The following is a 24,847-nucleotide window of genomic DNA, read 5'->3' as shown; positions in this document are numbered from 1 at the left end:
GCCGGGCCCCGGGGCATGGCCCCCGGCCCGGCGGCGGGCCTATCGTGACAGTAAGGGTGAAAACCGTCCTCCGAGCGAGGAGGTCGTCATGGTCCAGGAGCTTCTGACCGCGGCCGCCGCCGTCGGCAGCGCGGGCGTCCTGTACGTCGCCTCGGCGGCACGGGTCGTCAAGCAGTACGAGCGCGGGGTGGTCTTCCGGCTCGGACGGCTCGCGGGGCAGGCACGCGGTCCCGGGTTCACGATGATCGTGCCGTTCGTGGACCGGCTGCACAAGGTGAACATGCAGATCATCACGCTGCCCGTGCCCGCGCAGGAAGGCATCACCCGCGACAACGTCACGGTGCGGGTGGACGCGGTCGTGTACTTCAAGGTGGTCGACGCGGCCAACGCGCTGGTCCGGGTCGAGGACTACCGGTTCGCCGTCTCGCAGATGGCCCAGACCTCGCTGCGCTCCATCATCGGCAAGAGCGATCTGGACGATCTGCTGTCCGACCGCGAGAAGCTGAACCAGGGGCTGGAGCTGATGATCGACAGTCCCGCGGTCGGCTGGGGCGTGCAGATCGACCGGGTCGAGATCAAGGACGTGTCCCTGCCGGACACGATGAAGCGCTCGATGGCCCGCCAGGCCGAGGCGGACCGTGAGCGGCGCGCCCGGGTGATCAACGCCGACGCCGAACTGCAGGCCTCGAAGGTGCTCGCGGAGGCGGCCCGGGAGATGTCCGAGACGCCCGCGGCCCTGCAACTGCGGTTGCTCCAGACGGTCGTGGCGGTGGCCGCCGAGAAGAACTCCACCCTGGTGCTGCCCTTCCCCGTGGAGCTGCTGCGGTTCCTGGAGAAGGCGCAGGAGCACCCGGTCGATCACCCGGTCGAGCGGTGACACGAGCTACGCGCGTGGTTCCCGGGACTCCTGGCAGGTGATAGACACAGCGGGTCACAGTCCTGTCCGCCAGCAGGAAGGTTTCCCCATGTCCACGTCCCGCAACGCGGCGACCCGCCGCCAGGTGCTCGCCCGTACCGGAGCCCTGGGCGCAGGCATCGCCTTCACCGGCGCCCTCTCCGAACTCTTCACCGGCACCGCCGCCGCGCAGTCCCTCGGCCACACCGGCTACGGCCCCCTGGTCCCCGACCCCGACGGACTGCTGGACCTGCCCAAGGGCTTCCGCTACCGGGTGCTGTCCCGCGAGGGCGACCGGCTGCGCTCCGGGGAGGGCCCGGTGCCCTCCAACCACGACGGCATGTCCGCCTTCCCGGGGCGTTCCTCCGGCAGACACGGCCGCACCACCCACCTCGTCCGCAACCACGAGAACCGCGAGGACGGCCGCGTCCCCGTCCCCAGGGTCGTGGGCCTCACGTACGACCCGGAGGGCAAGGGCGGCTGTACGGCGCTGGCGCTGGACTCCCGCAACCACGTCCTGTCCGAGCGGGTCGCGATCGCCGGTACGGCCGTCAACTGCGCGGGCGGCCCCACCCCCTGGCACACCTGGCTGACCTGCGAGGAGACCGAGGACAAGGCCGGAACCAACGGCTACACCAAGGACCACGGCTTCATCTTCGAGGTCGACCCGGTCGACCCGCACCGCACCGGGGCGGCGCCGCTGACCGCGATGGGCCGCTTCCAGCACGAGGCGATCGCCGTGGACCCGCGGCGCGGTGTCGTGTACGAGACGGAGGACGCGTTCGAGCGGCCCTTCGGCCTGTTCTACCGGTTCCTGCCCGAGAAGCCGCTGGGCGGCCGGGGCTCGCTGCGGGCGGGCGGCAGGCTTCAGGCGATGCGCGTGCCCGGCGTGCCCGACCTGTCCTCGATCCAGGAGACGGGTGCGACCTTCGACCGCATCGAGTGGGTGGACGTGCCCGACCCGCTGGCGGACGGGACGCCCATCCGCTTCCAGGACTTCGGCCGGGGCGGCATCACCCACGCGCAGAAGCTGGAGGGCTGCTACTGGGGCGGGCGGAGCGTGTACTTCGTGTCGTCCTTCGCCCACAGCGACGAGGGCTCGGCGGCCGACCACTACGGCCAGATCTGGCGCTACGACCCCGAGCGGCGGCGCCTCACCCTGGTGATCGTCTTCGGTCCGGACACCGACGTCCAGCTGCCGGGCGAGTCCCCCGACAACATCTGCCTGGCCCCCAGCGGCGGCCTGATGGTCTGCGAGGACGGCAACGGCGCCCAGCACGTCTTCGGCGTGACCCGGCGCGGCGAGGTGTACGCGATGGCCCGCGGCGCCCAGAACATCGGGACGGAGGAGGAGCCGGAGTGGGGTGAGTTCGCCGGTGTCACCTTCTCCCCCGACGGCGACACGATGTTCGTCAACTGCTACACGCCCGGCACCACCTTCGCGGTGACCGGGCCCTGGCGCAGGTAGCGGCCCGGGGACGCAGGCGGGGCGCGCCGTCCGGTCACTGAAGCCGCAGCCACGGGGTACCCGGGCCGCATGACGCAGAACGTGCAGGTCAACGGCTCGTACTGGCTTCAGACGGCACCGGGCGGCGTGCCCCGCCCCGCACTCGCCGAAGATCTCGACGTGGACGTCGCCGTGATCGGCGCCGGTGTCGCCGGGCTCAGCGCGGCCTGGGAGCTGACCCGGGCCGGACGGAGCGTGGCGGTGCTGGAGGCCGGGCGGGCCGGCGCCGGGGTCACCGGGTACACCAGCGCCAAGCTGACCGCCCTGCACACCCTGGTCTACGACAGGCTGCGCCGCACCCGCGGCCCCGAGGGCGCCCGGCTGTACGCCCGCTCGCAGTCCGAGGCGATCGAGCACGCCGCCGGGATCGTCGCCGAGCTGGGCATCGACTGCGACTGGGAGGCCCGCGACGCCTACACGTACGTGCGCGACCCGGGCCGCGTGGACGAGCTGCGCGCCGAGGCGGCCGCGGCGAAGGAGGCGGGGCTGCCCGCGTCGTTCGTGACGGAGACCGGCCTGCCGTTCCCGGTGGCGGGTGCCGTGCGGATGACCGGACAGGCCCAGTTCCATCCCCTCAAGTACCTGCGGGCCCTCGCCGCGGACCTGGAGGCGCGCGGGGGGCTGATCTTCGAGGACACCACCGTCCGGGGTCTGGACGAGGGCGAGCCGTGCCGGGTGAAGACCGAGGCCGGGTCGACGGTCACCGCCCGCGACGTGGTGGTCGCCACGCACTACCCGATCTTCGACCGGGCGCTGCTCTTCGCCCGCCTCTCCCCGCGCCGCGAACTGGTCGTCGCCGGGACCGTCGAGGCGGACCGCGACGTCGACGGCATGTACATCACGCCGGAGGAGAACACCCGCTCGGTGCGCACGGCACCCCTGGCCGAGGCGGGCCGCCGGCTGCTCGTCGTCACCGGGGAGCACTTCACCCCCGGCACGGGCGACACCCGCGAGCGCTTCGCGACCCTGGCCGCCTGGGCGGACGAGCACTTCCCCGGCGTCGAGCGCACCCACGCCTGGGCCACGCAGGACATCGACCCCACCGACACCGTGCCGATGGTGGGCCCGCTGCACCCGGGTGCGCACCACACCTACGTCGCCACCGGCTTCGGCGGCTGGGGGCTGAGCGGCGGCATGATGGCGGGCCGGCTGCTCACCGCGCAGATCACCGGCGAGGAGTGCGCGTGGAGCGGGCTGTACGACCCGCGTCGGCTGCGCACGGCGGTGCGTGAGGCACCCGCGCTGCTCAAGACGCAGGCCGAGGTGGCCCGGCACTTCGTCGGCGACCGGCTGCGGCCCACCCCGCCGGTGGAGGCCCTGCCGCCGGGCGAGGGCGCGGTGGTCCGGGCGGGCGGCGACCGGCTGGCGGTCTACCGGGACGAGGAGGGCGCCCTGCACGCCGTCTCGCCGCGCTGCACCCACCTCGGCTGCCTGGTCGACTTCAACGCGGCCGAGCGCGCCTGGGAGTGCCCCTGCCACGGCTCCCGCTTCGGCACGGACGGCAGGGTGCTGGAGGGCCCGGCGACCAAGCCGCTGGTGCGGCGGGACATCTGACACCGGCTGGACCGGGTGGGTGAGAGCGGCGGCACGTCGACGGACGTAGTCATACAAACAGAACATCCCACTCCTACGTTCGTACGGTGATCACTCTCGTACGACGCGCCACCGCGCTCTGTGTCCTGGGCGCCGCCCTCGCCGCCTGCGGAACCACCGGGGCCGAGCAGGCCCCCCGTCCGGCGCCCTCGGCCCCCGCCCCGTCCCCGTCCCCCTCCCGGACGCCCAACCCCACCCTCGCCCCCGGTCCCGCGGGCCTGACCCCCGTCTTCGAGCACGGCCCGCGCACGGAGGGCACGAAGGACGCCGGACGGGACGGCAAGCAGGTAGCCCTCACCTTCGACGCCGACATGACCGCCGACCAGGGGCCGCGGGCGGCGTCGGGCGAGCGGTTCGACAACCCGGGGCTGATCGCGGCGCTGCGGGAGCTGAAGGTGCCGGCCACGGTGTTCATGACCGGCCGCTGGGCCGAGGAGTACCCGGACGAGGCCCGCTCCATCGGCCGGGACCCGCGGTTCGAGATCGCCAACCACTCCTACAGCCACTACGCCTACACCGACGACTGCTACGGCCTGCCCACCGTCTCCGAGGACCGCATGCGCTCGGACCTGGAGCGGGCGTACACGGCGTTCGAGAAGGCCGGGGTGCCGAACCCGATGCCGTACTTCCGCTTCCCCGGCGGCTGCTACGACAAGGCGGCCCTCAAGGAGCTGTCGGCCACCGGGGTCACCGCCGTGCAGTGGGACGTGGTGAGCGGGGACGCCTTCGCGACGGACGCCGACGCGGTGACCCGGCAGGTGCTCGACGGGGTGCGGCCGGGTTCGGTCGTCGTCATGCACTGCACGCGCAGCGCCGCCCCGGTGACCGAGGAGGTGGTGCGGGCGGTGGTGCCGGAGCTGCGCCGCCAGGGCTACCGCTTCGTGAAGGTCTCGGAACTGATCGGCGCCGCGAACGGGCACGCCTGACGTCCTACGCTGGAGAACATGAGCAGCGACCAGGACCACGAACAGGACCCGGACGGCGCCGGCTGCGAGCCCGGCGGCTACTGCCTGATCGACACGGCGCCCCGGCCGCCCCGGGCCGACGGCCCGCCGTACGCGGAGTGCGTGCAGTGCCGGGAGCCGACGGAGTATCCGGAGGCGTACAAGGGCATCACGCTCTGCCCCGTCTGCGAGTGGCAGGAGGCCCAGCGCACCGCCTGCTCAGGCTGACGACCTGCGCGAGCTGAGCGCACAGGCCACGGCGATCGCGCCCGCGGCGATGACCGCCGCCCCGGCCAGCGGCAGCAGCGGCAGCGGGACCGCGCCCGACCTCGACCCGGTGACCAGGCCGCTGACCGCCGCCCGCGCCGGGGACCCCGACGCCACCAGCGCCAGCAGGGCCGCCAGCAGCAGGGCAGGGACCGCACGGCCGGGCGAGCGCAGCACCGGCCAGGCGGTGAGCGCGCCGACGGCGGTGCCGAGCAGGGCGCACACCAGCGCGGCGAGCAGTCCGGCACCGGCCGCCGGGAGCGGGGGTACGCGCGTGCCGCGACCGGTGCTGACCGGGTCACTGATCAGTGATACGACGACGGTCGCCACCGCGCCCAGGACGACCGCGGCGGCCAGTGCCACGAGCACGGGGGCCAGGTGGGCCCGCGCGGGACCGCGCGCCGCCGACACGCAGCCCCGCGCGGCGGGCGGCTCGGACGTGACACAGATTCGCACCAGCCAGGCCGCGACCGGCAGCAGCACGGCCGCCGCCCAGCCCAGCGAGTCGAGCACCGGCTGCCCGCCCTGCACCCCGATGCCGAGCGCGGCGGCGTACAGGACGACGGGCGGCAGCCAGCGCTGGGAGCGCAGCAGGAGGGCCGTCTGGTAGCGCAGGAGAGCGGTCATCGGTGGTCCTCCGGGGCGTGCACGCCCACCACGTGCCAGGGCGGCCGGGCCGTCAGGAGCGTGCGCAGCACGACGTCGGAGTGCGAGGCGGGAACGGTGAGCGCGTGGGATCCGGGGATGGTCTCCTCGGCCGAGGCGGCCATGCGGTGCACGTCGGCGGGGAGGGCGGCACCGGGCGGCCCCTGCACCCGGACCACGACCCGCGGCCCGGCCGGCACCGGAGCGGGTCCGGTACGGCGGTGCAGGGCGCCCTCGCGCACGGCATACACGGCGTCCGGCGCGTCGGCCAGGCGGCGCGGATCGTGGTCGACGAAGACCACGGCACCGCCGGCCGCGGTCCGTTCAGCCACCGCCCGCTCCAACTCCCCCCGCGCGTCGGCGTCGAGCCCCGTCCACGCCTCGTCGAGGACGAGCAGCTCCGGCTCGGCGAGCAGCGCCTGCGCCACCGCCACCTTCTGGCTGCTGCCCTTGGAGAGCCGGGAGAGCTGCGTGTCGGCGTACCCGGCGGCCCCCAGCCGCTCCAGCCACTGCCCGGCGGCGCGGGCCGCCGCCCGGCGGGACAGCCCGTGGACGGTGCCGAGGTGGGTGAGGTACCGCGCGGCGGTGAAGGGCAGGGCGGGCGGGAAGCGTTCGGGGACGTAGGCCGTACACGGGCGGCCGGTGACCCGGCCCTCGGTGGGGGCGTCGATCCCGGCGAGCAGGCGGAGCAGGGTCGACTTGCCGGTGCCGTTGGCGCCCTCGACGCGGACGAGGGCGCCCGGCTCCACGCCCAGCTCGACCCCGCGCAGCACCCAGGGGCCGCGCAGACCGTAGCGGCGGCCCACACCGTCCAGCCGTAGCTCGCGTCGCATGGGGCCATACTCTCCCAGGCGCGCGGCTTGGCAGACTGTAGGACGTGAGCAACGACCCGACGACACCCGCACCCGCCCCCGCCCCCATTCCCGTCCCCGACAGCCCCTTCCGTCCCGAGCCCGGGGACCGCGACCTCGCGCCGCAGTTCGTGCTGCCGCTCGTCGTGCGCATCGAGCGGGCGGCCCCGCCGTCCCGTACCGACGCGCTGGAGACCGCGGCCCGGGCGGTGCTGGTGATGCTCGGCGACGAGCGGTCGACCGGTGACGGCGCGTGGGCGCGGGCGATGCGGGACTGGCAGGACGCGCGCATCCGCAAGGTCGTGCGCCGGGCCCGCGGCGCGGAGTGGCGGCGGGCCGAGGCGCTGCCGGGCATCACGGTCACCGGCAAGAACGCCGAGGTGCGGGTCTTCCCGCCGGTCCCGTTGGACGGCTGGCCCAAGGACCTGGCCCGGCTCCAGGTCTCCGGCACCGACCTCGACGACCCCGAGCCGCCGGTCGGCGCCGATCCCACCGCGCCGGTGCTCTGGCTCAACCCCGACCTGGACATGTCGGCGGGCAAGGCGATGGCCCAGGCGGGCCACGGTGCGCAGCTCGCCTGGTGGGAGCTGTCCGACGGCGAGCGGACGGCGTGGCGCGACGCGGGCTTCCCGCTGGCGGTGCGCACCGCGGACCCGGCCCGCTGGACCGGCCTCACCACCGGCGGCCTGCCGGTGGTGCGCGACGCCGGGTTCACGGAGATCGCGCCGGGTTCGTGCACGGTGGTGGCGGACCATCCGGCGCTGCGGCGGGCGCGCCCGTAGGCGGCGCAGGCGCACCAGCCGGTGCCCGGGGCGGCCCGCGAACCTCAAATGTTCCTCTGAAGGCGTCCTCCGCGGGGTTCGGGCCCGGCCGCACGGGCGATACCCCGGTCATGACGACGCGGAGGGAGGGATCGGCCATGCGACGACTGGGCACCGGCATCGGATGGCGGCCGGAGATCGCGGACGCCGTCGAGGAGATGCCCGGCATCGAGTGGGTCGAGGCCGTGTCCGAGAACCTGTGTCCCGGGCATCTGCCCGACTCGCTGCTGCGACTTCGCGAGCGCGGGGTGACCGTCGTGCCGCACGGCGTCTCGCTCGGGCTCGGCGGCGCGGACCGGCCGGACGCCGGACGGCTGGCGGCGCTGGCCGAGCGGGCCGAGGTACTCGGGTCGCCGCTGGTCACCGAGCACATCGCGTTCGTGCGGGCGGGCGGGGCGCTGACCGCGTCGCCTTCGCTGGAGGCGGGGCACCTGCTGCCCGTGCCGCGTACGCGCGACGCCCTCGACGTGCTGTGCGAGAACGTGCGCATCGCGCAGGCCGCACTGCCCGTGCCGCTGGCCGTGGAGAACATCGCCGCGCTCGTCTCGTGGCCGGACGAGGAGCTGACGGAGGGGCAGTTCCTGTACGAGCTGGCCGACCGGACCGGCGTGCGGCTGCTGATCGACGTGGCGAACCTGCACACCAACCACGTGAACCTGGGTGAGGACCCGGCCGAGGCGCTCGCCGAGCTGCCCCTGGAGGCCATCGCCTACGTCCATGTCGCGGGCGGCTTCGAGCGGGACGGCGTCTGGCACGACAGCCACGCCCACCCCGTCGCGCGGCCGGTGCTGGACATCCTGACCGACCTCGCCTCGCGCGTCGCACCGCCGGGCGTGCTGCTGGAGCGGGACGAGAACTTCCCCGACGGCGACGGGTTGCGGGGTGAGGTGGAGGCGATCCGCGCCGCCGTGGAGCAGGGCCGGGCGGCGGCCAACGGGACCGGAGCGGCCGCCCGCACCTCGCGAACCGGTACCGATGCGGGCCCTGGCGCCGACGACGCCGTACGGCAGCGGCTCGGGCTGGCGCAGGCCGCACTGCTGTCCGCGCTGGTCGCGGGGACGCCGGCGCCCGAGGGGTTCGACCGGGTGCGGCTGGGGGTGCAGGCGCGGGCGCTCGCCGGGAAGCGGGCCGACGTGGTCGCGAAGGTCGCGCCCGAACTGCCGGTGCTCCTGGGCGCGCGGTACCGCCCCGCCTTCCTCGCCTACGCACAGGGGTGTCCGATGACCGGCGGCTACCGGCGGGACGCCCTCGGCTTCGTCGAGCACGTGCTGCGGACGGCACCGGGGGAAGGCGAGGACCCGGGGGTGCGGCGGGAGTTGCGGGAGTGGTGGCTGGAACGGTCGGGGCCGGTGCCGCGGCCGGCCCGTCCCGGGGTCCGGCTGGCCCGTGCGACCAGGCGCGTTCTGCTGCGGCGCTGAACCGGGGGACGCCGTCGGGGGACATCACCAAACGGAACGTCACATACCCACAACACTGCGTCCCGGAATGTGAACAGGGCATGGCGCCGGCGAAAGCCTTTGGCATAGAAGTACGGCATGTTCTGGGTCCTTTTCCTCCTGTCGGCCTGGGCCGTCGCGGGCCTCGCGTGCCTGCGGCTGTGCCTGGCGGCCGTGCGCGCGGCGGCCGTCGACCCGCACGCCACGGCTCCTGCGCACACGCTGACGTTGTACGAGGCGGCGTTCCTGTCCGGCGGCCCGCGGCGGGTGGCCGACCTGACGCTGGTCTCGATGGCGCGCCAGCGGCGGCTGCTGCTCGCGCACACCGGATGGGCGACCGTCGTGGACCCGCGCGGGCGGGACGACATGGAGCGGTCGGTGATCGGGGCGATAGGCCCGGGGGGACAGTCGCGGATAGCGCCGGTACGGGCCGCCGCGGCCGCCGCCGACTCGGTACGGGGCCTGGCCGACCGGCTGGTCGGCGCGGGCCTCGCCGTGCCCGACGGCGGCGCCCGGGGGATCGCGGCCGGGGTGCGCCGGGTGCGGGTCGCCGCGGTGACGGTGTGCGCGCTCGGCCTGGTCGCCCTGGCACTGCCGCTGCCCGCCACCGAGCCGCGTCTCCTGATCGCCCTCTGGTTCGCGCTGCCGCTCGCCCTGACCCTGGGGTGCCTGGCCATCACGCGGATGGAGATCCACCCGTACTCACGCTGGGCCTCCCCCGCCGGGCAACGGCTGGTCGGCGCCCTCGTCCAGCGGGCCGACGGCACGGCGGACGACCGGACCTTCCTCACCTCGGTCGCCGTGCGCGGCGTGCACGCGATCGGCGAACCGGACCTGCGTGCGGCCTTCGCCCACCGCGAGAAGTACGCCGGGGACCACTGGGAGCGCCAGGCCTGACGCTCCGGGGGCGTACGGGGGCACTCGGCGCCGACACCCGCGGGCGGTGCTTGCCCCGCCCGCCCGCCGCACCAAACATCCCTTGTGTCACACCGTGCACCGAAGGGATACGCAATGCGAGCTGCCGCCCTCTACTCGGCCGCCGGGTCCTTGCTGCTGACCACCCTCACCGCCGCCCCTGCCCAGGCGGAGCCCGCGGCCGTGCCCGGATCCGCCGAGGCGCGCGGTACCGCCGTGGCCGCCCGGCGCGCGGCGGCGGCCGGGATCCGGTTCGGGGCGTGTCCGAGGGCCGAGGAGCTGCCGGACAGCATGCGCTGCGGCACGGTCACCGTGCCTCTGGACTACGCCCACCCCGACGGGAGGCGCATCGAGCTGACGGTGAGCCGGGTGCGGGCCACCCACAAGGACCCGGACGACGCCGGACGCACGGTCCCCGGACAGGGCGCCCTCCTCTACAACCCGGGCGGCCCCGGCGCCTCCGGGCTGTACTTCCCGCTGGTGGGCATGGTGCCCGAGTGGAAGCGCATCGCCGCCGCCTACGACCTCGTCGGGTACGCCCCGCGCGGGGTCGCGCCCTCCGCGCCGCTGTCCTGCCAGGACCCCGGGGACTTCTTCAAGGGGCCCCGGCCCGCCCCGACGCGGCCCTCGGACGCGTACAAGGAGCAGCGCGCCGCCGAGGCCGAGGCGTACGCGCGCGACTGCGCGGAGCGGGGCGGGGACGCGCTGCGGCACTACCACTCGCTCAACAACGCCCGGGACCTGGAGGTCGTCCGCGCCGCGCTGGGCGAGCGGCGGCTCACCTTCATGGGCGCGTCGTACGGCACCTACCTCGGCGCGCTGTACGCCGAGCTGTTCCCCTCGCACGTGCGGCGGATGGTGTTCGACGCGGTGGTGAACCCGGACCCCGGGCAGGTCTGGTACCGCAACAACCTCGACCAGTCGGAGGCGTTCGAGGACCGCTGGGACGACTTCAAGAAGTGGGTCGCCGAGCACGACGCCGTGTACGGGCTCGGGGACACGGCGAGGCAGGTGCAGGACGCCTACGAGGAGGCGAGCGCGCGGCTGGCGGCGGAGCCGGCGGGCGGGACGGTGGGCCCCGCGCAGTTGCAGGGGGCGTTCCTGAAGGCCGGGTACTACGACGACTACTGGCCGCACCGCGCCGAGGCGCTGTCGGCCTACCTGAAGGGCGACCCGCAGCCGCTGGTCGACCAGGCGGGCACGCGGACCGCGCAGGGCGCGGTCCAGTCGGAGAACTCCAACGCCGTGTACACGGCCGTCGAGTGCAACGACGCGCCCTGGCCGACCGACTTCGAGGTCTGGGACCGGGACAACACGCGGCTGGCCCGCCGGGCGCCGTTCGAGACCTGGGACAACGTGTGGACGAACCTGCCGTGCGCCTACTGGCGGGCGCCCCGGCAGCAGCCGCTCGATGTGCGCACCGCGCCGGGTGAGCTGCCGCCGACGCTGGTCCTGGCCGCCGAACGGGACGCGGCGACCCCGTACGAGGGAGCGCTGGAGCTGCGGCGGCGGCTGGCGGGCTCGGTGCTGGTGACCGAGCGGGACGCGGGCACGCACGGCATCGCGGGCGGGCCGAACGACTGCGTCAACGGCCACCTGGAGGCGTACTTGCTGGACGGCCGCCTCCCGGCGCGGGACACGTCGTGCGCCCCGCGCCCGGAGCCGCAGCCGAGGGCCTGATCAGGCGAGCCCGGCCAGCAGCTCGCCGATGTCCTTGCGGCGCCCCGTGCTGCATCTCCCGGGGGACAACCCCCGGACCCCCGGCCGACCCGACGACCAGGCCGTCGATCAGGCCAGCCCGGCGACCAGCTCGCCGATGTCCTTGCGGCGCCCCGTGTAGAACGGGATCTCCTCACGGACGTGGCGACGCGCCTCGGAGCCGCGCAGGTGGCGCATGAGGTCGACGATGCGGTGCAGCTCGTCGGCCTCGAAGGCGAGGATCCACTCGTAGTCGCCCAGCGAGAAGGAGGCGACCGTGTTGGCGCGCACGTCCGGGTAGCCGCGGGCCATCTTGCCGTGGTCGGCGAGCATGCGGCGGCGGTCCTCGTCGGGCAGCAGGTACCAGTCGTAGGAGCGCACGAACGGGTAGACGCTGATGTAGTTCCGCGGCGTCTCGTCGGCCAGGAAGGCCGGGATGTGCGCGCGGTTGAACTCGGCGGGGCGGTGCAGCGCCATGTTCGACCAGACCGGCTCCAGCGCACGGCCGAGCTTGGTGCGGCGGAAGAGGTTGTACGCCTCCTGGAGCTGGTCGGCGGTCTCGGCGTGCCACCAGATCATCAGGTCGGCGTCCGCGCGCAGCCCGGACAGGTCGTAGGTACCGCGGATCGTCACGTCCTTCGCGGCGAGCTGGTCGAACAGCTCCTGGACCTCGTCGGCGTACCCGGCGCGGTCCTCGGGGAGGGTGTCCTTGAGCTTGAAGACGGACCAGAGGGTGTAGCGGATGACCTCGTTGAGGTCCTTGGCCAGCTTGCCCTTGTTCGGGATCCGCGCGGCGGCGGGGGTGGAGGCGTCGTCACTCATGGCCCTATTCTCCCGCTCCGCCGTGCAGACTCTGCACCGGGTGGGCCGTGAGCTCCTCCACACCCCGCAGGTCGCCCCGGATCTGGTCGACGGCCGCGTACGCGCTCGCGATGCTCGCCGGGATGCCGACGCCGTCGTACGCCGCGCCGCACACCGCGAGACCGGGGAGTTTCGCGACGTGCTCGCGGACGCGGGCCACGCGCGCGTGGTGGCCGACGGGGTACTGCGGCAGGCCGTCCTGCCAGCGGGTGACGCGGGTGGCGACCGGCTCGGCGGTCAGCCCGGTGGCCTCCGCGAGGTCGTGCCGGGAGACGGCGACGAGGCCCTCGTCGTCGCGGGCGAGGATCTCCGTGTCGCCGTACCGGCCCACCGAGGCGCGCAGGACGACCAGGTCCGGGTCCTCGTCGGCGATCCAGCCCCACTTGCGGGAGGCGAAGGTGGACGCCTTGATGGTCCGTCCGTCGACCGGCGGCACGAGGAAGCCGCTGCCCTCGGGGAGCGCGGCGGCCTCCGAGCGGCGGTAGGCGAGGGTGATCAGGGCCATCGAGGCGTACTCCACCGCGGACAGCTCGGCCGCGGCGGCGGGCGCCTCGGCCCGCAGCAGCTCGGCGGCGGGCCCGGCCGGGACGGCGACGACGACCGCGCCGGCGTGCAGCTCCCGGTCGGCGGCGACGATCCGCCAGCCGTGGGACGCGGTGCGGCGCAGCTCCGTGACGGGTGCGTGGGTGAGGATCTCGCCGCCGCGGGCGCGGACCGACTCGGCTACGGCGGCCGGGAGGGTGCCGATGCCGCCCTCGATGCCCATGAAGACCGGGCCGCTCGCCGGTGAGGTGGCCGTACGCCCCTGGAGGGCGCGGACCGCCTCGGTGAGCGAGGCGTGGGTGCGGGCGGCCTCGAAGAGCTGCGGCACGGCCGAGCGCAGCGAGATGCGGTAGGCGTCGCCCGCGTAGACCCCGCCCAGGAGCGGCTCGACGAGGCGGTCGACGACCTCGCGGCCCAGGCGCGCGGCGACGTACTCCCCCACGGCCACGTCGTCGCCCACCTCGGTGCGGGGCAGCTCGGCGTCGCGCTCGATGCGGGCGAGACCCTCCTCGGAGAGCACGCCGGACAGGGCGGCGGCGGTGCCGGGGACGCCCATGACGTGGCCCTTGGGCATGGGGCGCAAAGCGCCGCGGGTCCACAGGGAGGCCGTCGCGGTGGACGGCGGCTGGAGGCGGTCGGCGAGTCCGGCCGCGCGGGCCAGGCCGACGGCCTCGGGGCGGCGGGCCAGCATCGACTCGGCGCCGAGGTCGACGCGTACGCCGGCGATCTCGCCGGGCAGCAGCTTGCCGCCGACGCGGCCGGACGCCTCCAGGACGGTCACCCGGGCGCCGCCCTCCAGGAGGCGGTGGGCGGCGGCCAGTCCGGCGATGCCGGCTCCGACGACGACTACGTGTCCGGGTCCCTGTTCCGGGGGGAACTCACCCGCTGAGGTCTCGCTTGCGCTCATGTCCCCAGCGTCTCAGACGCCACCGACAGGTCCCGCGAGTCCGGACCGTGATCTCTTCGGGACCGTTCCGCGCCGTCGTACGGGCCCCCGCGTGCGTCGTAGAGACATCAGCCGCCACGACCCCGGGGGGTACCCACGATGCAGGCACGACGAGCAACGACGAGAAGGTCCCTGCCACCCGCCCGTGCCCTGGCCGGCCTGCTGCTGGTCACGGCGCTCGCCCTCACCGGCTGCAGCGCCTCGGACTCCGGCTCCGACGCGGGCGGCAACGCCAAGGCGGCCGCGCCGCAGCAGGGCTCGCAGGCGGCGGGCTCGCAGGCCGACGGCAAGGCAGGCGCGGCCGGTGAGGCCGGGGCCGACGGCGCCGGGGCGAGCGCGCCGCCGAAGCTCGCCCCGGCCCATCTCATCCGCACCGTCTCCCTGAGCGTTCAGGTCAAGGACACGCCCAAGGCGCTCGACGCGGCCCGCACCGCGACCGAGACCGCCGGCGGCTACGTCGGCGACGAGTCCACCACCCGCGACGCGGAGGGCCACGAGCGGACCGAGGTGACGCTGCGCGTGCCCGTGGAGCGCTACGAGGACGTGCTCGACGATCTGGAGGGCGCCGGGAAGCTGCTGCGGCGCGACGCGAAGGCCGAGGACGTCACCGACCAGGTGGTGGACGTGGACAGCCGCGTCAAGTCGCAGCGCGCCAGCGTGGCCCGCGTCCGCGAGCTGATGGACCGGGCGACGCAGCTGAGCGACGTGGTGAGCCTGGAGGGCGAGCTGAGCACCCGGCAGGCGGAGCTGGAGGCGCTGCTCGCCCGGCAGGCGGCCCTGAAGGACCGCACGAGCCTGGCCACCATCACCCTCTCCCTCTCGGAGACGCCGGTGCAGCACGAGGAGAAGAAGGAGGAGGACGAGGACCCGGGGTTCACGGACGCGCTGGCCGGCGGCTGGGACGCCTTCGTGACGATGCTGCGCTGGGTGGCGGTGGTGCTCGGCGCGGTGGCGCCGTTCGCCGCGGTGGCGGCGCTGCTCGTGCTGCTGTGGCTGCGGGTCGTACGCCCCCGGCTGCCCCGCCGTCCGAAGGCGCCGCGCGGCGGAGAGTCCGGGGCGCGGGACTGAAAGATCCCGCCCACGTAGCGTGTTCGCATGAACATGAGCGCTGGGGACCGGAAGAGCGAGCGGCTGGTCGTGATCGGCGGCGACGCCGCGGGCATGTCCGCGGCGTCGCAGGCGCGTCGGCTGAAGGGCCCGGACGAGCTGGAGATCGTGGCGTTCGAGCGCGGTCACTTCAGCTCGTTCTCGGCGTGCGGCATCCCGTACTGGGTCGGCGGCGACGTGACCGATCGGGACGCGCTGATCGCGCGCACGCCCGAGGAGCACCGCGCCCGGGACATCGACCTCCGGATGCGCACCGAGGTCACGGAGATCGACGTGGCCGGCGGTCGGGTACGCGCGCGTGACGTCGATTCCGGGACTCAGTCCTGGACGTCGTACGACAAGCTCGTGATCGGGACCGGGGCGCGGCCGGTCCGGCCGGAGCTGCCGGGCATCGACGCGCCCGGCGTGCACGGGGTGCAGACGCTGGACGACGGGCAGGCGCTGCTGGACACGCTGGCACGCACGCGTGGCCGTCGCGCGGTGGTCGTCGGCGCCGGGTACATCGGCGTGGAGATGGCCGAGGCGCTGATCAACCGCGGCTACGAGGTGACGGTCGTCAACCGCGGCCGGGAGCCGATGTCGACGCTGGATCCGGACATGGGCCGCCTGGTGCACGCGGCGATGGAGGGTCTCGGCATCACCATGGTCGACGACGCCGAGGTCACCGGGGTGCTGACCGGGGACGACGGCCGGGTCCGTGCGGTGGCGACAAGGGACGCCGAGTTCCCGGCGGACGTGGTGGTGCTCGGCATCGGCGTGCGCCCCGAGACGGGGCTCGCGGCGGCGGCCGGGCTGCCGCTCGGCGCCCACGGCGGGCTGCTCACCGACCTGGGGATGCGGGTGCGCGGGCACGAGAACATCTGGGCGGGCGGCGACTGCGTGGAGGTGCTCGATCTGGTCTCCGGCCAGGAGCGGTACATTCCGCTGGGCACGCACGCCAACAAGCACGGGCAGGTCGTCGGCACCAACGTGGGCGGCGGGTACGCCACCTTCCCGGGCGTGGTCGGCACGGCGGTCAGCAAGGTCTGCGACCTGGAGATCGCGCGGACCGGCCTGCGGGAGAAGGACGCGCTGCGGGCGGGGCTGCGGTTCGTGACGGCGACCATCGAGTCCACCAGCCGCGCGGGCTACTACCCGAACGCCTCCCCCATGACGGTGAAGATGCTCGCCGAGCGGCGCACCGGGCGGCTGCTCGGCGTGCAGATCGTCGGCCGTGAGGGCGCGGGCAAGCGGGTCGACATCGCCGCGGTGGCCCTCACGGCCGGGATGACGGTCGAGCAGATGACCGCCCTGGACCTCGGTTACGCGCCGCCCTTCTCGCCGGTGTGGGACCCGGTGCTGGTGGCCGCCCGCAAGGCGGCGAGGGCGGTCGAGCGGCAGCGCTGAGGGCGCCCGCCGGTCAGGCCGTGCCGTTGATCCGGTCGATGGCCTGCCGTGCCTGCTCGGCGGGGGGCCGCGCCGGCAGGGAGGACACCGACGCCGGGGCGCCCATCGAGGCCGGGGCGGTCGCCGGTACCGGGGTGCGTACCGCGGGTGGCTGCTCACCGGCCGGCTTGGCGTGGGACGCGCCGCGCGTGGAGCGGAGCCGGTGGCTCACCGCCTCGTCCAGTGTCACCGGCCGCTGCATCTGCGCCGCCAGCCGCCCCGCCTCCTGACCGAGGCGGGCGACGTCCTCCCAGGGAAGGCGGAGGACGAGGGCGACCTCGGCCTCGCCGTCGGGCAGGGCGTGCATCGCCGGTGCCGGTGTGACCCGTTCGTTCATCGCCTGTTCCTCACGTCGTCCCCGCGTCCCGCCTTCCCCGGGCCGCGGGCGGTTGAGAGGGCATACGTACACACGGACGGGGGCGTTCAACGGGGCAGGCAGTACTGGCTCGTGGTCATCCCCGTCCATGACTTGAATCCTCCCCCTGCTGAAGCAGCGGGATTCCTGGCTCACGTCGGCTGCGGCTCAGCGAACAGCAGCTCTTACACGATCAACACCAGCCGGGTTGAAACCAGCCCGGTTCGGTACGGCAAAGTGTCGCCGGAGCTGAGTGTCCTGACGGCGATGTTCCTGCACGGCAGCCGGCTGCACCTGCTGGCCAACATGCTCTTCCTGTGGATCTTCGGCAACAACGTCGAGGACCGGATGGGCCACGTCCCCTTCCTGCTCTTCTACGGCGTCTGCGGCTACGCGGCGACCTACGGCTTCGCGCTCCTCAACGCCGGCTCGGGGGCTCCGCTGATCGGCGCGTCGGGCGCGATCGCCGGGGTGCTCGGCGGCGCCGTGTCCGATGCGGGCACGGTGGCGTACGTGGCCCACCTCGTGGGCTTCGTCGTCGGCATGCTGATCGCCTGGCCACTGCGGCGGGGCACCCCGCGCCCGCCGGAGCCGCCCGGGCTGCTGTTCGGGCGGCGGGCGCGGCCGGGGTGGTGAGCGGCGGGCGGGGTGTGCTCAGGCGGGGCTCGCCTCGCTCTGCGCCACCGGGGCCGGGGCGGTCCAGCTGATGCGGGTGCTGCACAGCGCGACGGCGCCCGCCGAGGCGGCCACGGCGCCCATGCCCCACGCCAGGTTGCTCGCTCCGGCGATGAAGCCGATGAGCGGCGGGCCGGCCAGCAGCCCCGTGGTGCCCATGGCGGCGACCAGGGTCAGCGCGTCCGAGCCCTGCCGGGCGGCGGCGGCGTAGACGCAGGGGGTCACGGCCGCGATGCCCAGGCCCATGCAGGCGAAGCCCGCAAGCGCCGGGGCGATGCCGCCGCTGAGCAGGGCGACGGCGAGACCGGCACCGGCCACGGTGCTGCCCAGCAGGACGACCCGTCCGTCGCCCCAGCGGCCGCGCCAGCCGTCGGCGAAGAGACGGGCGACGACCATCATCCCGGACACCACGGCGATGCCGAGCGGGGCCAGTTCCGCCGATGCCTCGGCGATGTCCTTCAGGTAGAGGGCGGACCAGTCGTTCATGGCGCCCTCGGCGACCGTGCCGAAGACCATGGCGCAGCACATCCACAGGGTCAGGCGCGAGGGGACGGTCCAGCGGCGGCGGACCGGCTCCGGCGCGGCGGGCGCCGGTGCGTCGGCCGGGGCTGCCGCGTCGGCGGTGGTTCCCGCGTCGGCCGGGGCGTCCTCGTCGAGCAGTCCGGTGCGCGCCGTCACGCCCAGTGCGGCGAGGAGGACGACAGCGACACCGAAGTGCGCCGGGACCGATCCGGTGGCGGCGGTCATGCCGGAGGCGAGCAGGGCCGCGAGCAGCGATCCGGCGCTGAAGACGGCGTGCAGCCTCGCCATCGTGTTGCGTTCGTACCGTGTCTCCAGGGCCGCGCCCTGCGCGTTCATGGCCACGTTCAGGCAGCCGACGAGGACGCCGTCGGCGCACATCACCAGCAGGGCCACCGGGTAGTTCGGCGCCGCCGCCAGGGCGAGCAGCAGCAGCGCCAGGCCCAGCTGGGACAGCAGGGCGAGACGCCGCGAGCCCATCCGGCGCATCAGCCACGCCACCGCCGGGAAGGACACCGCCGCCCCGACCCCCGCGGCCATCAGGAGCACCCCCACCTCGGCCGCGCTCAGGTCGAGGTCGGTCTTGACGGCCGGGATCCGCGCTGCCCAGGTGGCGTACTGGAAGCCGAGGGACAGGAACAGCGCGGCGATCGCCAACTGGCCGCGCCGGAAGGGGTCGTGGAGACGGGTCACGCGCAATCAGCTCACTTCGCGCAGGGTGGGGGCGGGCGGGGAGAGGGACGGGCGGGCCCGGGGCTGCCGGACGGCCGCCACCGGCTTGGACATGTAGACGGCGTCGCCGCCGTATTCGCCGGCCGGCACCACCCCCGGCTCGGCCACGAAGCCGCGCGCCGACCAGAACCGCTCGGTGCCGCCCACGGCGACCAGGGAGATCCGCTCGTCCCCGCGGGCCCGGGCGGTGGCCGTGAGGTGGTGCAGGAGGTGCCGCCCGAGCCCCCTGCGGCGCAGCCCCGGGGCGACGACGATGTCGTGGAGGTGGAGGTTCCCGGGCTCGACCGCGCCCCGGGCCGCCTCCGTCCGCGTCAGGTCCGGGTAGCGGTGCGGCGGATAGGGCAGCGCGAGCACGTAGCCCGCCGTACGGGCGCCGAGGTCCACGACGAAGCAGGTGTCCGGCGACGCCGCCGCCCTGGACTGGAGCGCGGCCCGGCCCTCCGAGAGGCCGAGGCCGGTGTAGGCGTCCCGCTCCAGCGTCACGACCGCGTCCCAGTCCCCGTCGGCGAGGGGGCGTACGCGCACGGTCTCAGTCATCGGCGCCGCTCCCCTCCGGGCGGCCCGCGAAGGCGTACGGGAGCGGGGCGAAGCCGTTGAAGCCCCGGGTCGTGTAGCTGGTCGCGTAGGCGCCGCAGGACAGCACCCAGACCGGGTCGCCCGAGGCCAGCGCCGCGGGCACTTGGACCAGCCCCTCCTCGTGGGAGTAGGCGTCGTCGCTGTCGCAGGTGGGTCCGGCGACCACGGCCGGGACGTACGGCCCTTCGGGGTGGCCCGGGAAGACCAGCCGGTACTGCAGGGCGTCCATCTCGTACAGGCCGTTGAACTTGCCGCAGCTCAGGTAGAGCCAGTGCTGGCGCTCGCCGTCGGCCGCCCGGCGCTCGGTGAGGCGGGCGACGTGGGCGCGGATCGCGCCGTGGTCGGCGACGAGGTGCCGCCCGGGTTCGACGACGAAGTCCAGGTGGCCGCCGTGGATCCGGCGCAGCTCGTCCATGCCCTCCCGGATCACCGCGAAGATCTTGTCCAGCGGCGGGTCGAGGGGGGTGCCGTGCCGGTCGCGGTAGCCGAGCGCGGGCAGACCGCCGCCGAGGTTGACGTGGTCGACGCGGATGTCGCGCCGGGCGAGTGCGCGCAGCACCTCGCCCAGGTCGTCGACGGCGCCGTGCCAGGCCTCGCTGGTCATCTGCTGGGAGCCGACGTGCACGGACAGGCCGGCCGGCACCAGCCCGGCGTCCCGGGCCGCCGCCAGCACCCGGACGGCGTCGCCGGGCGGGCAGCCGAACTTGTTGCTCAGCCCCCACAGCGCGCCCGACCCGCCGGTCGCCACCCGGCAGAACACGCGGGCGCCGGGGGCGTGTCGGGCGAGGGCGGCGACGTCCTGGAGGCTGTCGGTGGCGAAGGTGCGCACGCCGAGCCGGTGGGCCTCGGCGATGTTCCGGTCGGACTTGACGGTGTTGCCGTAGTGCACGCGGTCGGCCGGTACCCCGGCCCGCAGCGCCTGCTCGACCTCGCCGGGGCTGGCCGCGTCGGCACCGGCGCCCCGGCCGGCCAGGGCGGCGAGTACCTCGTCGACCGGGCAGGCCTTCATCGCGAACCGCACCTGTACGCCTGGCAGTTCGTCCCGCAGCGTGTCGTGGCGCCGCTCGATGCCGGCCAGGTCGTACACGAGCCGGTCCTCGGTGGCGGCGGCGAGGGCGGCGGCCAGGGGTTCGCCGAGGTCGGCGGGCGTCACGGCGCTCACCGCGGCTGCCCCTCGGGCAGGCGGAGGCGGGTGGTCCTGGCCGCGGCCACCATGGACTCCCACGCCTCCGTCAGCAGCGCGAAGTCGGCCATGTCGCCGCGTGCCTCGTCCAGGAGGCGGGCGCGGCGCCCGGCCAGCAGGTCGGCGAAGTCGGCGTATCTGCCGCCGAGCCTTCGGTAGGCGGCGTCCAGGGCGTCGAGCCGGCGGACGTTCTCCGCGGTGTCGAGGCCGGTGCTCTCGCGGGCCAGGGCGGCGACGGTGTCGGGGCGGACCCGGCCGTGCTCGTCCAGGAGGGCGTCGCCCGCCTCGGCCATGCGGTCGTAGACGTGGTGGAAGTAGAGCATCGACAGCAGGAACTTGGCGAAGCGCGTCTGGTAGGCGAGGAAGCCGGGTCCGGTCCGGCGTTCGCCGGTGTAGTAGTTGACGATGTTCCGGTTGTGCAGCACGCCCGGCAGCCGGGCGTCGTGCACGAGGTGGATGAGGAAGTAGTCGCTGCCGATGGTGTCCCGGGCGGGCGGCAGCGGCACGCGTTCGCTGACCGTCGGGCCGTGGAAGGCGATGTTGCACATGTCCACGCGCATCGGGTCGACCACCGTCAGCAGCGAGTGGTCCGCCGTGAAGGGTTCGGTGCCCGCGCCGGTGAAGGACTCCTCGACCAGGGCGCGCTTCTGCTCGGCGGACCAGTCCTCGGGGGCCCACAGGGAGACGACGTCGTGGTAGACGGCGGGGTCGGCGTCCCGTATCTGCGCGATGTCGACGGACGGTTCGCCCACGAAGGAGCTGCCGACCATGGCGACCCGCCGCTCACGGAGGCCGTCCGGGAGGGCGACCGGCTCGGTGACGCCTGCCGCGGCGTCGGCGGCGCGCTCGCCGAGGGAGAGCAGCTCGTGGTGGACGGGGAAGACGGTACGGCCGGCCACGCTCTGGTAGCGGCTGTCGGAGTCCCTGCGGTGGACGGACTCGCAGCCGAGCGCGGCCGCGATCAGGAAGGCGCGGTTGGTGCAGGCGCCGTAGGACAGCCCGTCGGGGAGCATCAGGTCGAGGAGCAGTTCGGGCTTGGCGCTGCCGGAGCGGGCCGCCACCCGGGTCAGGAAGTCGCGCTGGGCGGCCTCGTCGAGGTGGTGCGCCGTGATCCGGGGGTGGGCCGGCAGGCGCCGTAACGCGGCGGCGTGGGCGGCGTGTTCCTCGGGCGGGCAGGAGTCGAGGACGAGCAGGTGGACATCGATGTCGAAGTGGTCGGCGGCGTAGGCGGCTTCCTCGCCCAGGGCCGCGACGGTGTCCGGGCAGTGCCGGTTGGTGGGCAGGGTCAGGCAGATGCTGCGCATGCGCCGTCCCCGGTGGCCTCGTGCTCGTCACTGCCGTCGGTGCCGGTGTGCCAGGACTTGAGGCCCAGCAGCCTGGCGCCCAGTTCGGTCAGTTCGGCGGGGCCGTAGCGCTCGGACTCGTGCCGATGGGCGTCGCCGAGGAGGGTGACGTTCCAGTCGGGGGTGGCGAGGGTGCGCCAGGAGTCGACGCGGGAGTCGCGCAGGGTGCGGTGGGTCTCCAGCGCGGGCATCATCGACAGGTACTGCACCGAGCGCACGCCCTCGCCGGAGACGTTCGGGGCGACGCCGTGGGCCAGCAGGCCGTTCCAGATGAGCAGGTCGCCGGCCTCCAGGTCGGGCCGTACGACGGGCATGTCCTCGCGGTCGATCGCGGGCCTGATCGGGTCGCGGCCGTCGGGCTGGAGGGCCTTCCAGCGGTCGAAGCGGCGGAACAGCTCGGGGCAGCACTGGAAGCCGCCGTGGTCGGGCTTGGTGTCGTTGAGCGCGATGATGCCCTGGACGCGCTGCGGCAGGACGCCGAGCGTGGTGTCCACGTCCCAGTGCAGGTCGATGTCGAAGCCGCGGTCCGGCTTGTCGATCAGGGCGCGGTCGCGGTTGCCGGTGTTGGGCGGGTTGAGGTTGAGGCGGTCCAGGGTGACCCAGAGCTCCTCGCAGTCCCACACGTCGACGAAGGCGTCGTAGACGCGCTGCGCCTGGCGGCTGTCCCAGATGAGCTGGTGGTGGTACGCCTCGACGAAGCCGTAGATGTGCAGCTCCCGGTCGAGGTCGGAGCGGTACTCGCGGTCCTGGTACCAGGTGTCGGGTCGTTCGGGGTCCAGCCCCTGGAACTCCCAGGCGAAGTCGAGCAGTCGGCGCGCGGAGTCGGCGGGTATCGCCTCCTTCACGACGACGTAGCCGTACGTCTGCCAGTGGGCGAAGTCCTCCTCGGACAGCACCCGCAGCGGACGTGTCTTGTCGAGGTCGCGCAGCTGGGTGCGGGCCAGGTAGGTGTCGGCGTCCGCACTGAAGTAGGGCAGGTCCGACGGGGCTCGGTGGAGGTAGGAATCGGGCGTCGCCATGTGGTGCTCCAGATCCTCGCCGTCGCCCCGTGCGGGCAACGGCGGTGTGTGCGACGGTGGTCGGCCGTCGCACATGAGGTCGGTGGTGGCAGCGGGCCCGCTCGCGGCACGGGGCGGGAGCGGGGCGAGGTCCGGGGTGGTCGTCACGGAAGTCGTCGTACGGAAGTCGTCGCCGCGACGGCGGACTGCGCAGTCCGGCCGCGGCAGGCGCCCGGCGCGGAAACTGGTGTCACATCCGTCCCTCGCCGAACTTGCGCCTCACAATGGACTAGACCAAGGCAGGGTGTCAACACCCCTCCCGACCAGTCGAGTTGTTACTTCCGGGTTCAGCGGCGGCGCCCTTGACACGCCTGGTTAACCTGAACGCGCACCTCCTTGGTCTATACCAAGAATCCACCCGAAAGGCGCGGCCGATGTCCTCCAGCAAGCACAGCAGCGAGTTGCGTCGGCTCGCGCTCTCCGTTCTGCAGCCGGGTTTCGTGGGCACCGAGGCCCCCGACTGGATCCTGCGCGACATCGGCGACGGACTGGCCTCCGTCGTGCTCTTCTCCCGCAACATCGTCTCCACCGAGCAGGTCGCCCGGCTGACCGCCAGGCTGCGCGCCGAGAACCCCGACCTGATCGTCGCGATCGACGAGGAGGCGGGCGACGTCACCCGCATCGAGTCCGCCACCGGGTCGTCCCGGCCGGGCAACTTCGCCCTCGGCACCGTCGACGACGCGCAGCTGACCGAGGCCGTCGCCGCCGACCTCGGCCGGCAGTTGCGCACCGCCGGGGTGAGCCTCGACTACGCGCCGAGCGCGGACGTCAACTCCAACCCGGACAACCCGATCATCGGCGTGCGCTCCTTCGGCTCGGACCCCGAGGTGGTCTCCCGGCACACCACCGCGTGGATCCGCGGGCTCCAGTCGTCCGGCGTCGCCGCCTGCGCCAAGCACTTCCCCGGCCACGGGGACGTCGCCGTCGACTCCCACCACGACCTGCCCGCGTACCCGGCCGGCCGGGACGAGATCGCGGCCCAGGCGCTGCCCCCGTTCCGGGCCGCCGTCGCGGCCGGCGTGCGCGCGGTCATGAGCGGCCACCTGCTGGTGCCCGCCTACGACCCCGACCTGCCGGCCACGCTGAGCCGGCGGATCCTGCACGACCTGCTCCGCGAGGAGTTGGGCTTCGACGGCCTGGTCGTCAGCGACGCCATCGAGATGGGCGCCGTCACCCGCCGTTACGGCATCGACGGCGCCACGGTCAAGGCCGTCGGCGCCGGGGTGGACGCCATCTGCGTGGGCGGCGAGAGCGCCGAGGAGGCCACCGTCGCGCTCCTGGTCAAGGCACTGACCGCCGCGGTGACGGGCGGGGAGCTGGCCGAGGAGCGGCTGGCCGAGGCGGCGGGCCGGGTAAGGGAGTTCGCCCGCTGGTCGGCCGGGCTGCGGGCGTCCGGAGCCGCCGGGGAGGCGGCCGGGGTCGGCATCGGCCACGTCGCCGCCCGCCGGGCCGTGCGGCTCACCGGCGCCGCGCGGGCCGCCCTGCCGCTGACCGCCGCGCCGCACGTGGTCGAGCTGGCCCCGGTGACCAACATGGCCATCGGCAAGGAGACCCCGTGGGGCGTGGCCGAACCGCTGCGGGAGCGCCTGCCGGGTACGACCTCCGTGCGGGTGCGCGGGCAGGAGCTGGAGGAGGGGACGGTGGCGCTGGAGAGCTGCGCCCTCGAACCGGCCGTGGGCCGCCCGCTGGTGATCGTCGCCCGCGACGCGGCCCGGCACGCGTGGATGAGCCGCGCCGTGACCGGCCTGACCGCGGCCCGCCCGGACGCGATCGTGGTGGAGATGGGCCTGCCGGGCGCGGGCACCGCCGCGGCGGCCCAGATCTTCACCCACGGCGCGAGCGCGGCCTCGGGGGTGGCCGCGGCGGAGATCCTGACGACGACGTCGGCGGGCTGAGCGGGGATCGCGCCCAGGAGTCTGTCCGGGGCGACCGGGAATTCCGTCGAGGCGAAG

The 24,847-nt window shown here is 74.4% G+C and carries 23 protein-coding genes; 13 read left to right on the top strand and 10 right to left on the bottom strand.

All coding sequences use genetic code 11. The features are described 5' to 3' along the window. Positions 1-88 precede the first annotated feature (88 nt). The 5 genes from ACZ7MF_RS30980 to ACZ7MF_RS30960 all read left to right on the top strand — a co-directional run bounded on the left by ACZ7MF_RS30980 (position 89) and on the right by ACZ7MF_RS30960 (position 5,167). Positions 89-877, top strand: a complete 789-nt coding sequence (locus ACZ7MF_RS30980; RefSeq protein WP_109029724.1) for a slipin family protein — start codon at positions 89-91, stop codon at positions 875-877. Positions 878-965: 88 nt separating this feature from the next. Then, the gene (locus ACZ7MF_RS30975) at positions 966-2,363 is read left to right on the top strand and encodes a PhoX family protein (protein WP_471481573.1); all 1,398 of its coding nucleotides are present in this window, start codon (positions 966-968) and stop codon (positions 2,361-2,363) included. 69 nt (positions 2,364-2,432) lie between these two features. After that, on the top strand, positions 2,433-3,956 hold the full coding sequence (locus ACZ7MF_RS30970) for an FAD-dependent oxidoreductase (protein WP_471481572.1): 1,524 nt from the start codon (positions 2,433-2,435) through the stop codon (positions 3,954-3,956). An 86-nt stretch (positions 3,957-4,042) separates the two neighbouring features. Beyond that, entirely contained in the window at positions 4,043-4,921 is an 879-nt protein-coding gene (locus tag ACZ7MF_RS30965; protein ID WP_471481571.1) for a polysaccharide deacetylase family protein, read from the top strand. 18 nt (positions 4,922-4,939) lie between these two features. Next, entirely contained in the window at positions 4,940-5,167 is a 228-nt protein-coding gene (locus ACZ7MF_RS30960) for a hypothetical protein (protein WP_471481570.1), read from the top strand. Here ACZ7MF_RS30960 and ACZ7MF_RS30955 read toward each other — a convergent pair. Continuing rightward, positions 5,159-5,833 carry an ABC transporter gene (locus ACZ7MF_RS30955; protein ID WP_471481569.1) on the bottom strand — a complete coding sequence of 225 codons (675 nt, stop codon included), beginning with the start codon at positions 5,831-5,833 and terminating at the stop codon, positions 5,159-5,161. The genes ACZ7MF_RS30960 and ACZ7MF_RS30955 overlap by 9 nt on opposite strands. Further along, positions 5,830-6,684 carry an ATP-binding cassette domain-containing protein gene (locus ACZ7MF_RS30950; RefSeq protein WP_471481568.1) on the bottom strand — a complete coding sequence of 285 codons (855 nt, stop codon included), beginning with the start codon at positions 6,682-6,684 and terminating at the stop codon, positions 5,830-5,832. Before ACZ7MF_RS30950 ends, ACZ7MF_RS30955 begins: the two co-directional genes overlap by 4 nt. A 44-nt stretch (positions 6,685-6,728) precedes the next feature. On the opposite strand from ACZ7MF_RS30950, the gene ACZ7MF_RS30945 reads away from it, so the two are divergent. From ACZ7MF_RS30945 to ACZ7MF_RS30930, 4 genes are all read left to right on the top strand, one after another. Beyond that, the gene (locus tag ACZ7MF_RS30945; protein ID WP_471481567.1) at positions 6,729-7,484 is read left to right on the top strand and encodes a peptidyl-tRNA hydrolase; all 756 of its coding nucleotides are present in this window, start codon (positions 6,729-6,731) and stop codon (positions 7,482-7,484) included. 137 nt (positions 7,485-7,621) lie between these two features. Continuing rightward, on the top strand, positions 7,622-8,941 hold the full coding sequence (locus ACZ7MF_RS30940) for an MbnB/TglH/ChrH family RiPP precursor modification enzyme (RefSeq protein WP_471481566.1): 1,320 nt from the start codon (positions 7,622-7,624) through the stop codon (positions 8,939-8,941). Positions 8,942-9,058: 117 nt separating this feature from the next. Beyond that, a complete protein-coding gene (locus ACZ7MF_RS30935; protein WP_471481565.1) occupies positions 9,059-9,856 on the top strand; it encodes a TIGR04222 domain-containing membrane protein in 798 nt (265 codons plus the stop codon). Positions 9,857-9,970: 114 nt separating this feature from the next. Next, positions 9,971-11,554, top strand: coding sequence for an alpha/beta hydrolase (locus ACZ7MF_RS30930; RefSeq protein WP_471481564.1), 1,584 nt, complete (start codon positions 9,971-9,973; stop codon positions 11,552-11,554). Positions 11,555-11,662: 108 nt separating this feature from the next. Here the strand turns inward: ACZ7MF_RS30930 and hemQ are convergent, their stop codons facing one another. Together hemQ and hemG are read right to left on the bottom strand one after the other, a co-directional pair. Then, on the bottom strand, positions 11,663-12,394 hold the full coding sequence (gene hemQ, locus ACZ7MF_RS30925) for a hydrogen peroxide-dependent heme synthase (protein ID WP_471481563.1): 732 nt from the start codon (positions 12,392-12,394) through the stop codon (positions 11,663-11,665). 4 nt (positions 12,395-12,398) lie between these two features. Further along, positions 12,399-13,883, bottom strand: coding sequence for a protoporphyrinogen oxidase (gene hemG / locus ACZ7MF_RS30920; RefSeq protein ID WP_471481562.1), 1,485 nt, complete (start codon positions 13,881-13,883; stop codon positions 12,399-12,401). Between the two features lie 138 nt (positions 13,884-14,021). Between hemG and ACZ7MF_RS30915 the strand changes: the two genes are divergently transcribed. Both ACZ7MF_RS30915 and ACZ7MF_RS30910 read left to right on the top strand, forming a co-directional pair. Next, positions 14,022-14,990 carry a DUF4349 domain-containing protein gene (locus ACZ7MF_RS30915; protein WP_471481561.1) on the top strand — a complete coding sequence of 323 codons (969 nt, stop codon included), beginning with the start codon at positions 14,022-14,024 and terminating at the stop codon, positions 14,988-14,990. Positions 14,991-15,017: 27 nt separating this feature from the next. Further along, the gene (locus ACZ7MF_RS30910) at positions 15,018-16,415 is read left to right on the top strand and encodes an FAD-dependent oxidoreductase (RefSeq protein ID WP_471481560.1); all 1,398 of its coding nucleotides are present in this window, start codon (positions 15,018-15,020) and stop codon (positions 16,413-16,415) included. A gap of 13 nt (positions 16,416-16,428) precedes the next feature. Here the strand turns inward: ACZ7MF_RS30910 and ACZ7MF_RS30905 are convergent, their stop codons facing one another. Further along, a complete protein-coding gene (locus ACZ7MF_RS30905; RefSeq protein WP_356857108.1) occupies positions 16,429-16,791 on the bottom strand; it encodes a hypothetical protein in 363 nt (120 codons plus the stop codon). 3 nt (positions 16,792-16,794) lie between these two features. On the opposite strand from ACZ7MF_RS30905, the gene ACZ7MF_RS30900 reads away from it, so the two are divergent. Then, positions 16,795-17,445 (top strand): rhomboid family intramembrane serine protease, encoded by a 651-nt coding sequence (locus tag ACZ7MF_RS30900; protein WP_471481857.1) that lies wholly within the window; start codon positions 16,795-16,797, stop codon positions 17,443-17,445. An 18-nt stretch (positions 17,446-17,463) separates the two neighbouring features. Here ACZ7MF_RS30900 and ACZ7MF_RS30895 read toward each other — a convergent pair whose 3' ends face one another. From ACZ7MF_RS30895 to ACZ7MF_RS30875, 5 genes are read right to left on the bottom strand one after another with little or no spacing between them, the layout of a single operon-like run. Beyond that, positions 17,464-18,696: an MFS transporter gene (locus ACZ7MF_RS30895; protein WP_471481559.1), complete on the bottom strand. Its 1,233-nt coding sequence runs from the start codon at positions 18,694-18,696 to the stop codon at positions 17,464-17,466. Positions 18,697-18,702: 6 nt separating this feature from the next. After that, a complete protein-coding gene (locus tag ACZ7MF_RS30890; RefSeq protein WP_471481558.1) occupies positions 18,703-19,272 on the bottom strand; it encodes a GNAT family N-acetyltransferase in 570 nt (189 codons plus the stop codon). Further along, entirely contained in the window at positions 19,265-20,473 is a 1,209-nt protein-coding gene (locus ACZ7MF_RS30885) for a type III PLP-dependent enzyme (RefSeq protein WP_471481557.1), read from the bottom strand. The genes ACZ7MF_RS30890 and ACZ7MF_RS30885 overlap by 8 nt, the downstream gene beginning before the upstream one ends. Then, positions 20,470-21,798 carry a DUF6271 family protein gene (locus tag ACZ7MF_RS30880; protein ID WP_471481556.1) on the bottom strand — a complete coding sequence of 443 codons (1,329 nt, stop codon included), beginning with the start codon at positions 21,796-21,798 and terminating at the stop codon, positions 20,470-20,472. Before ACZ7MF_RS30880 ends, ACZ7MF_RS30885 begins: the two co-directional genes overlap by 4 nt. Continuing rightward, entirely contained in the window at positions 21,780-22,856 is a 1,077-nt protein-coding gene (locus ACZ7MF_RS30875) for a phytanoyl-CoA dioxygenase family protein (protein WP_471481856.1), read from the bottom strand. Before ACZ7MF_RS30875 ends, ACZ7MF_RS30880 begins: the two co-directional genes overlap by 19 nt. A 413-nt stretch (positions 22,857-23,269) precedes the next feature. On the opposite strand from ACZ7MF_RS30875, the gene ACZ7MF_RS30870 reads away from it, so the two are divergent. After that, a complete protein-coding gene (locus tag ACZ7MF_RS30870; RefSeq protein WP_471481555.1) occupies positions 23,270-24,790 on the top strand; it encodes a glycoside hydrolase family 3 protein in 1,521 nt (506 codons plus the stop codon). Positions 24,791-24,847 lie beyond the last annotated feature (57 nt).

It is taken from the genome of Streptomyces sp. NPDC111628, from assembly GCF_055635195.1.
The sequence above is the reverse complement of the archived record's forward strand: the minus strand, read 5'-3'. Positions and strand labels throughout refer to the sequence as shown.

Bases quoted from the DNA above. Each gene is read 5' to 3' on its own strand.
- ACZ7MF_RS30870 (WP_471481555.1), top strand. From the start codon at position 23,270: ATGTCCTCCAGCAAGCACAGCAGCGAGTTGCGTCGGCTCGCGCTCTCC.
- ACZ7MF_RS30955 (WP_471481569.1), bottom strand. From the start codon at position 5,833: ATGACCGCTCTCCTGCGCTACCAGACGGCCCTCCTGCTGCGCTCCCAG.
- hemQ (WP_471481563.1), bottom strand. From the start codon at position 12,394: ATGAGTGACGACGCCTCCACCCCCGCCGCCGCGCGGATCCCGAACAAG.
- ACZ7MF_RS30905 (WP_356857108.1), bottom strand. From the start codon at position 16,791: ATGAACGAACGGGTCACACCGGCACCGGCGATGCACGCCCTGCCCGAC.
- ACZ7MF_RS30940 (WP_471481566.1), top strand. From the start codon at position 7,622: ATGCGACGACTGGGCACCGGCATCGGATGGCGGCCGGAGATCGCGGAC.
- ACZ7MF_RS30980 (WP_109029724.1), top strand. From the start codon at position 89: ATGGTCCAGGAGCTTCTGACCGCGGCCGCCGCCGTCGGCAGCGCGGGC.
- hemG (WP_471481562.1), bottom strand. From the start codon at position 13,883: ATGAGCGCAAGCGAGACCTCAGCGGGTGAGTTCCCCCCGGAACAGGGA.
- ACZ7MF_RS30880 (WP_471481556.1), bottom strand. From the start codon at position 21,798: ATGCGCAGCATCTGCCTGACCCTGCCCACCAACCGGCACTGCCCGGAC.
- ACZ7MF_RS30910 (WP_471481560.1), top strand. From the start codon at position 15,018: ATGAACATGAGCGCTGGGGACCGGAAGAGCGAGCGGCTGGTCGTGATC.
- ACZ7MF_RS30935 (WP_471481565.1), top strand. From the start codon at position 9,059: ATGTTCTGGGTCCTTTTCCTCCTGTCGGCCTGGGCCGTCGCGGGCCTC.
- ACZ7MF_RS30890 (WP_471481558.1), bottom strand. From the start codon at position 19,272: ATGACTGAGACCGTGCGCGTACGCCCCCTCGCCGACGGGGACTGGGAC.
- ACZ7MF_RS30930 (WP_471481564.1), top strand. From the start codon at position 9,971: ATGCGAGCTGCCGCCCTCTACTCGGCCGCCGGGTCCTTGCTGCTGACC.
- ACZ7MF_RS30915 (WP_471481561.1), top strand. From the start codon at position 14,022: ATGCAGGCACGACGAGCAACGACGAGAAGGTCCCTGCCACCCGCCCGT.
- ACZ7MF_RS30960 (WP_471481570.1), top strand. From the start codon at position 4,940: ATGAGCAGCGACCAGGACCACGAACAGGACCCGGACGGCGCCGGCTGC.
- ACZ7MF_RS30875 (WP_471481856.1), bottom strand. From the start codon at position 22,856: ATGGCGACGCCCGATTCCTACCTCCACCGAGCCCCGTCGGACCTGCCC.
- ACZ7MF_RS30970 (WP_471481572.1), top strand. From the start codon at position 2,433: ATGACGCAGAACGTGCAGGTCAACGGCTCGTACTGGCTTCAGACGGCA.
- ACZ7MF_RS30975 (WP_471481573.1), top strand. From the start codon at position 966: ATGTCCACGTCCCGCAACGCGGCGACCCGCCGCCAGGTGCTCGCCCGT.
- ACZ7MF_RS30950 (WP_471481568.1), bottom strand. From the start codon at position 6,684: ATGCGACGCGAGCTACGGCTGGACGGTGTGGGCCGCCGCTACGGTCTG.